Source organism: Rhodoblastus sp., from assembly GCF_041915505.1.
Lineage (GTDB): Bacteria > Pseudomonadota > Alphaproteobacteria > Rhizobiales > Beijerinckiaceae > Rhodoblastus.
Genome location: NZ_JAYSBG010000121.1, coordinates 2,719 through 9,559, shown reverse-complemented (window position 1 = coordinate 9,559; position 6,841 = coordinate 2,719). Strand labels below are relative to the sequence as shown.

Sequence of the window (6,841 nt, the reverse complement as noted above, 5' to 3'; positions counted from 1 at the left end):
TGACCGGCGAGCCGATCCCGGACGAAGTCCTGTTCGCCTTGTTCGAGGCGGCGCGTTTTGCGCCCTCCAGCTATAATTCCCAGCCGTGGCGCTTCGCTTACGCGCGGCGCGGTGAGCCGGCCTTCGACAAGCTGTTCGCCTGCCTCAGCGAGAACAATCGGGGATGGGCCGGCGAGGCCTCGGCTCTGGTGCTGGTCGCCAGCAAGGCGCGCTTCACACCGTCCGGGCAGAGCGCGCCGATCGAACCGGCCAGCGCCTCCTTCGATACCGGCGCGGCCTGGGCCAGCCTCGCATTCCAGGCGGCGCTGCTGGGCTGGACCACGCGGGCCATGGCCGGATTCGACAAGGACAATGCGCGGGCCGCGACCGGCGCCCCGGAGAGCCTCAAGCTCGAAGTGGTGGTCGCGATCGGCAAACGCGGCGATCCGTCGCGCCTGCCGGAGGATCGCCAGCCGCTGGAAAAGCCCAATCCCCGCAAGACCATCGCCGAAATCGTCTTCGCCGGCGGCTTTCCTGCGGAGCTGTGAGGCGCGCCTCGGAAATTCCCGGCGCTGCTCGCGGATAAGCGCTATAACCGCCGCGAGGGAGCCGGGATGTCTTATAACGTCAAGGAAATGTTCAAGACCCTGCAGGGCGAGGGCGGCCAGACCGGGCGCGCGGCCGTGTTCTGCCGCTTTGCGGGCTGCAATCTGTGGAGCGGCCGCGAGGCCGACCGCGCCGAGGCGGTCTGCGATTTCTGCGACACCGATTTCGTCGGCGTGGACGGCGAGGGTGGGGGGCGCTTTCCGGACGCCGCCGCTCTGGCGCGCCGTCTCGCCGAGGTCTGGGGCGACGACCGCGAGGGGCGCTGCGTGGTCTTCACCGGAGGGGAACCGCTGCTCCAGCTCGATGCGGCGCTGATCGACGCGGCCCATGCGCGCGGTTTTTTCGTCGCGGTGGAGAGCAACGGGACGCTTGAGCCGCCGCCGGGGATCGACTGGTTCTGCGTCAGTCCGAAGGCCGGCGCGCCGCTGCGGGCGAGGCGCGGACAGGAGCTGAAACTGATCTATCCGCAGCCGGGACTCGCGCCGGCGGATGTCGAGGGGCTGGATTTCGAGCGTTTCTATCTGCAGCCGATGGACGGCGCCGAATCAGAGCGCAATACGGCCGCCGCCATCGCCTTTTGCCTGAGCCATCCCCGCTGGCGGCTGAGTCTCCAGACCCACAAGATGATCGGGATTCCCTGAACGCGCGTTCGCAAACTTCGGCTCGACTGTTGCCAAAAAACAATGGTTGTGAAAAAACAGCGCCGCTTGACCGGGGCAAGGCGCTGATTTGATTTGCGTCCGGGCCAGCTCCGCGCAGGATGCTATGCTTATCGTAGTTCGCGCGCGGCTTTTTGGCGTGGCGGCGACGTGAGGTGCAGGTTGCGGCGTTTTTCGTTCTTTCCCGAAGCGGGAGGCCATTGCCGTGAAGCATAGCAAATGGATGCGCTTCCTCGGGCTTTCAGCCGCCTGCGTGGCGTCGCTGGGCCTGGGCGCCTTCCTGTCTTACCAGGCGGCGATGCAGGCCGAAGCCGGTGCCGAGGCCGCCGCCGAAACCATTCCCGCCGCCGCGGTCGCGGCGGTCGAGCCGACCCCGGCCGCCGTTCCGGCTGAAACCGCGACTTCCGAGCCGGCCAACGCTGCGCCCGTCCAATCCGCCGCCGTGGCGCCCGCCCCGACCCCTGCTCCCGCGCCCGCTGCAGCGCGCCCGATGGTGCTGGCCAGCCTCGAATCGGACCCCAAGCCGTTCTTTTCCTCCTCGATCGCCCTGGCGACGCCGATGGAGCTTCGTCGCGAAGAGCCGCGCGATATCGAATCCCTGCTGCAGGAGAGCGATCTCGGGCCGCAGGCCGATCAGCAGGCCCTTCCGCCCGCGCCGCAACCGGCCGACGCGTCGTCGACCTTGTTCCACGGCAAGCCGGCGCCGCTGCCGCCGGTTCGCCCGGCGTCGCTGAAGGCCCCCGCCGTCGTGGCGGCGCTGCCGGACATTCCGCCGGTTCCGGGAACGGGACCTCAGCCGGTCGCGGCGCCCGCTGGCGCGGCGCCGGCCAATCCGGTCGCCGCCGCTGCGTCGGCCCCTGCGCCCAGCGCGCCCGTGGCAAAGCCCGTCGTTTCGCCGCCGGCCGCTTCGGTTGCGGCGGCTTCTTCGCAGGGCTCGTTCCCGAGCGTCGCCAATGCTCTGGCGGCGGTCACCGCCTCGGTCGGCGGCGCCAGCGCCGCCGTGACGCCTTCCGCCCCGCCGACGATCTCGCCCGATTCCGGCGGCGAGGTCGGCGGCTTCAAGAAGGGCCAGCAGGTCTATGTTCGCATCTTCAAGAAGGAAGGGCTGCTGGAGTTGTGGATGAAGCGCGGCGACAATTACGCGCTCTACAAGTCCTATCCGGTCTGTAAATGGTCGGGCCAGCTCGGCCCGAAGACCCGGCAGGCGGATTATCAATCGCCCGAGGGCTTCTATTCGGTCTCGGCCCGCCAGCTCAATCCGAATTCCCATTATCATCTGGCCTTCGACGTCGGCTATCCCAACGCCTATGACCGCCGCCAGGGTTCGACCGGCAGCGCCGTCATGGTCCATGGCGATTGCAAATCGGTCGGCTGTTTCGCGATGACCAATGGCGGCATCGATGAGATCTACAGCATTGTCGAGGCGGCTTTGCGCAACGGCCAGAAGGAAGTGCCGGTGCACATCTTCCCCTTCCGCATGTCGGAGGAGGCGATCGCCCGCGAAAGCTCGCCCAAGCCGCAGTTCATGGCCTTTCTGGCGACCTCCAACGCGCCGCCGCAACGGGACTGGTCGAGTTTCTGGCATAATCTGAAACAGGGCTATGACCTGTTCGAGCGCAGCCATGTCCCGCCGGTGGCCTATGCCTGCGGTGACCGTTACGAGTTCGGCGCCGCCGCCGGCTCCTGCGCCCGCATCGCCGGCTGGTAAGATTGGCCGTCCGCCATCTGGCGGGCGAGGGCGCGTCCCGTTATGATCCTGCCGCCCGCGCCGCCCTGCGAGTCGCGGGCGGACTTTTGGGCAAAGGACGCCAGTATGAGCATCGTCGGCACGTGGAAACTGACGCTTGAAACGCCGTTCGGCGTTCAGACCCCTTCACTGCGGATCGACGCCGACGGCACGGGCGGCCTCATTTCGCCGATCGGCGAAGCGCCGCTCAGCGATCTCAACGTGACCGAGGATACGGCGGAATTCAGCGCCAATGTCCCGACGCCGATGGGCAATTTCGCGATCGGCTTCAGCGTCAAGGCCAGTGGCGACGCGCTTGCCGGCACGTTCACCTCGCCGCTCGGCGCGACCGATTTCACCGGCGTGCGCGAGGCCTGAGCGGCCTCGCCGTCAGCAGAAAGAGTCGACTTCGTTGATGAAGTCGGCGATGCGGGCCAGGGTCGGCAGATCGAGCAGCAGCGGCGCGTGGCCCTGGCCGGGCACGACGTAGGTCTGGCAACGCGGATTGCGCGCCGCCATTTCCGCATGAACCTCCGGGGTCAGCAGGTCCGAATTCTCGCCGCGCACGGCCAGGATCGGCGCGTCCAGCGCGCAGAAATGCGGCCAAAAATCCGGCAGCGGCGCCGCAGGGTCGAAATTTTCCATGGTCCGCGCGAGTTGCGGATCATAGGACAGCCGTAGCCGCTCCGGCGTGACGTTCAGCGAATTTTCCGCATAGAACCGCCATTGCTCGTCCGGCACGCCCGGAAAGCGTTGCCCCATCACGTTCTTATAATGGGCGATGGCTTCGTCGAGGTCGCGCAGCAGTGGCAGCCGGCCGATGTAATTCTTGATATTGGCGAGGCCGGCCGGGTTGAGTTGGGGCCCGACGTCGTTGAGGATCAGCGCCTTGACGAGGCCGGGCCGCGTGCTCGCCAGGGTCAGGGCGTGCAGGCCGCCACGCGACAGGCCGATGAAGATCGCCGATGAAATTTCGAGCGACTCCAATACGGTCTGGATATCGGCGAATTCGGTTGGGAAGGAATAATGGGTCCAGTCCGGGTCCCAATCCGAGCCGCCGCGCCCGCGATAATCGACGCTGATGATCCGGCGATGGGTCTGGATGTTGAGGAAGAGCGCCAGCACCACGAAGTCGCGCGCCGGCCGGGTCAGGCCGGGCAGACAGACGACGGGCGCGGCCCCGGTTTCGTCGCCGAACACCAGGGCGTGCAGATTCAATCCGTCGCTGGATTGGAAAAACCGGCTCTGTAAATTCTCGCTCACGCGCTGCTCCCGCCTTTTTCGAACGCGGTCGCCCCGGGGCGCGCCGCGTCAGTCGCGCTGTTTCAGGAGCCGGCTTTTTTCCCGGTTCCAGTCGCGCTGTTTTTCGGTTTCGCGCTTGTCGTGCATCTGCTTGCCTTTGGCGAGAGCGATCTCGATCTTGGCGCGACCCTGGGCGTTGAAATATAGCTTGAGCGGCACGATCGTCATGCCCTCTCTTTGGACGCCCTGAGAAAGTTTTGCGATTTCGCGCTGCTTCAGCAGCAATTTGCGCAGCCGCTTCGGCTCGTGATTGAAACGATTGCCCGCGAGATATTCGGGAATATTGGCGTTGACGAGCCAGATCTCGCCGCGTGGGTCCACGCTGGCGTAGGATTCGGCGATGGTGGAGCGTCCCGTCCGCAGGCTCTTGACCTCGGTGCCGGTCAGCGCCAGGCCGGCCTCGAAAGTCTCACCGATCTCGTAATGATAGCGCGCCTTGCGGTTGTCCGCGACGATCCGGAAATTGGTCGGCGTTTTCTCAGCCACGGGCCTCGGGCTCCTTCCGCGCGGCCATGAGGCGCGCCATGGCGCCGCCGGCCGACGATTCCTCCGCCGCGAGGCCTGCGATCACGCCGTCGTGGTCGGCGGCGTCGCGGTTCTGCGACAGTTTGTATTTCCCCTTCAGGGTGGCGATCTCGATCTCGATTCCGACAATGCCCTTCAATTGGGCCGCGACAAAGGCCTCGGGCGCGTCCGACACCGCCCAGGGCGCCGCCCGCGTTCCTTCCTGGCTGTCGGTCAGCGCCGCGACCTGGGCGCCCTTCCAGTCGGCCTCGTCGCGCAGCCGCGCAACGCCCTCAGCCTGGACCATGGCATAGTTCCACGTCGGCACGACGCGGCCATGCGCCTGTTTCGAAGGGTAATGGCTGGGGCTGATATAGGCCTGCGGCCCCTGAAAGATGACCAGAACCGCGCGTGGCTCGGCCAGGGTTTGCGCCAGCGGATTGGGCCGCGCGACATGGGCGCGCAGGAAAAGCCCCTCGTCGTCGATCAGGAAGGGAACCAGGTCCGCGCTGGCGAAAAAGCCATCGGCGCGGGACGCCACCAGCAGGCCGAGCGGATGAGCCCGGATGAGCGCGATCATGTCCGCCCTGTCTTCGACGCGGAAAGGAGCTGGTTCGTACATGGCGGCGCTTTGCGACGGTCTTTCAGGGGGCGGTCACGCCGGCGATGCGCCGGCGTGAACCAAAGCCTCGCGGATCGCCGCGCGGGTCTTGTCGGTCGAGGGGACCAGCGGTAGCCGGACCTCGTCGTTGGCGCGGCCGAGCAGGCTCAGGCCGGATTTGGCGCCGGTGACGCCGGCTTCCAAAAAGGTCGCCGTATGCAGCGGAATCAGGCGGTCCTGAAGGACGAGGGCCTTGGCGTAATCGCCGCCTTCCACAGCCTCCCAGAGGTCGGCGCAGGGGCGGGGCGCCGCATTGGACACCACCGAAATGCAGCCGACGGCGCCGGCCGCGAAACAGGACAAGGCGGTCAGGTCGTCGCCGGAAAATTGCAGGAAATCCGCCCCCATGGCGTGGCGCTGCAGCGAGATGCGGCCGACATTGCCGGTGGCGTCCTTGACGCCGACAATATTGCGCAATTCGCCGAAGCAGCGCGCCATCGTCTCGACCGACATGTCGATCACCGAGCGCGGCGGGATGTTGTAGATGATGATCGGAATGCCGATGGCGGCGTCGATCGCTTTGAAATGCTGGAACAGGCCCTCCTGATTGGGCTTGTTGTAATAGGGCGTGACCACCAGCACGGCGTCGGCGCCGGCCTTTTCGGCGTGGACGGCGAGATCGATCGCCTCGCTGGTGTTGTTGGAGCCGGCGCCGGCGATCACCGGGACACGGCCCTTGGCCTCGGCGACGGCGATCTCCACGACGCGCTTGTGCTCGCCATGCGACAGGGTCGGGCTCTCGCCCGTGGTGCCCACCGGGACCAGACCACGGATGCCGTTTTCGATCTGCCAGTCGATCAGGGCGCGGAAGGCGGCCTCGTCGATGGCGCCCTGCTTGAAGGGCGTCACCAGCGCCGTCATCCAACCCCGAAGTCGCGTACCTGTCGCCATCGCCTTTTTCCGTCCTGCTTTGCGCCGCATGCGCGCCGCTTTTGGCGGGTTATTTGCCCGGGTCACTCATAACGGTTGATCGCGGCGACGGGAAGGGGCGCGTGACGCTCGTCGCGATGAAAGCGGAAATTGCGGCCGCTGCGATTGGTTAACCCGTCGTTAATTCCATGCGCGCAGTCTGAATCGCGCGGTTCGAGCCGCGACTCGAACCGCGGCGTGAGTCGTGACTTGAATCGCGGCGTGAGCCGTGACTTGGCGTAAAACGGGATATTTGGATGCGGATCATTCGTTTGGACAGAAGATGGACCGGAGCGGTTTTCGCCGCCGCAGTCTGTCTGCTGCTTCCCGCCGAACGCCAGATCGCGCGCCATGTCCCGATCCCGGTCCATCCTCCCGCGCCGGCCCCTTCTTCCGGCTTCGGCCCGCAGGCGTCGCTCGCGCCCGAGACGCCGCGCGACGGCGACGCCCGTCCGGGCGATCCGTCGCCGGAGGCGGCCGCGCCGGACGATTCCG

At 66.7% G+C, this 6,841-nt stretch carries 8 protein-coding genes and 1 pseudogene; 5 read left to right on the top strand and 4 right to left on the bottom strand.

Translation table 11 applies throughout. The annotated features are described in order from the left end of the window. From ACE3S9_RS09580 to ACE3S9_RS09565, 4 genes are all read left to right on the top strand, one after another. Positions 1–527 (top strand): nitroreductase family protein (locus tag ACE3S9_RS09580; RefSeq protein ID WP_374546228.1); only part of this gene is annotated, 527 nt, incomplete at its 5' end. A gap of 66 nt (positions 528–593) precedes the next feature. Next, positions 594–1,226: a 7-carboxy-7-deazaguanine synthase gene (gene queE, locus ACE3S9_RS09575; protein WP_374546227.1), complete on the top strand. Its 633-nt coding sequence runs from the start codon at positions 594–596 to the stop codon at positions 1,224–1,226. 223 nt (positions 1,227–1,449) lie between these two features. Continuing rightward, a complete protein-coding gene (locus ACE3S9_RS09570; protein WP_374546226.1) occupies positions 1,450–2,952 on the top strand; it encodes a murein L,D-transpeptidase family protein in 1,503 nt (500 codons plus the stop codon). A 105-nt stretch (positions 2,953–3,057) separates the two neighbouring features. After that, positions 3,058–3,348 carry a hypothetical protein gene (locus ACE3S9_RS09565; RefSeq protein ID WP_374546225.1) on the top strand — a complete coding sequence of 97 codons (291 nt, stop codon included), beginning with the start codon at positions 3,058–3,060 and terminating at the stop codon, positions 3,346–3,348. Between the two features lie 12 nt (positions 3,349–3,360). Here ACE3S9_RS09565 and ACE3S9_RS09560 read toward each other — a convergent pair whose 3' ends face one another. The 4 genes from ACE3S9_RS09560 to dapA are packed head-to-tail and all read right to left on the bottom strand — an operon-like array spanning position 3,361 to position 6,328. Continuing rightward, the gene (locus ACE3S9_RS09560) at positions 3,361–4,233 is read right to left on the bottom strand and encodes an alpha/beta fold hydrolase (protein WP_374546224.1); all 873 of its coding nucleotides are present in this window, start codon (positions 4,231–4,233) and stop codon (positions 3,361–3,363) included. Between the two features lie 48 nt (positions 4,234–4,281). After that, positions 4,282–4,758 carry an SsrA-binding protein SmpB gene (gene smpB / locus ACE3S9_RS09555; RefSeq protein WP_374546223.1) on the bottom strand — a complete coding sequence of 159 codons (477 nt, stop codon included), beginning with the start codon at positions 4,756–4,758 and terminating at the stop codon, positions 4,282–4,284. Continuing rightward, positions 4,751–5,398: an FMN-binding negative transcriptional regulator gene (locus tag ACE3S9_RS09550; protein ID WP_374546222.1), complete on the bottom strand. Its 648-nt coding sequence runs from the start codon at positions 5,396–5,398 to the stop codon at positions 4,751–4,753. The genes smpB and ACE3S9_RS09550 overlap by 8 nt, the downstream gene beginning before the upstream one ends. 33 nt (positions 5,399–5,431) lie before the next feature. Next, a complete protein-coding gene (gene dapA / locus ACE3S9_RS09545) occupies positions 5,432–6,328 on the bottom strand; it encodes a 4-hydroxy-tetrahydrodipicolinate synthase (protein WP_374546221.1) in 897 nt (298 codons plus the stop codon). Positions 6,329–6,603: 275 nt separating this feature from the next. On the opposite strand from dapA, the pseudogene ACE3S9_RS09540 reads away from it, so the two are divergent. After that, positions 6,604–6,841, top strand: a pseudogene (locus tag ACE3S9_RS09540) (hypothetical protein); the annotation flags it as partial.

Coding starts and splice junctions, on each gene's coding strand:
- dapA (WP_374546221.1), bottom strand. CDS start 6,328: ATGGCGACAGGTACGCGACTTCGGGGTTGGATGACGGCGCTGGTGACG.
- ACE3S9_RS09550 (WP_374546222.1), bottom strand. CDS start 5,398: ATGTACGAACCAGCTCCTTTCCGCGTCGAAGACAGGGCGGACATGATC.
- queE (WP_374546227.1), top strand. CDS start 594: ATGTCTTATAACGTCAAGGAAATGTTCAAGACCCTGCAGGGCGAGGGC.
- ACE3S9_RS09565 (WP_374546225.1), top strand. CDS start 3,058: ATGAGCATCGTCGGCACGTGGAAACTGACGCTTGAAACGCCGTTCGGC.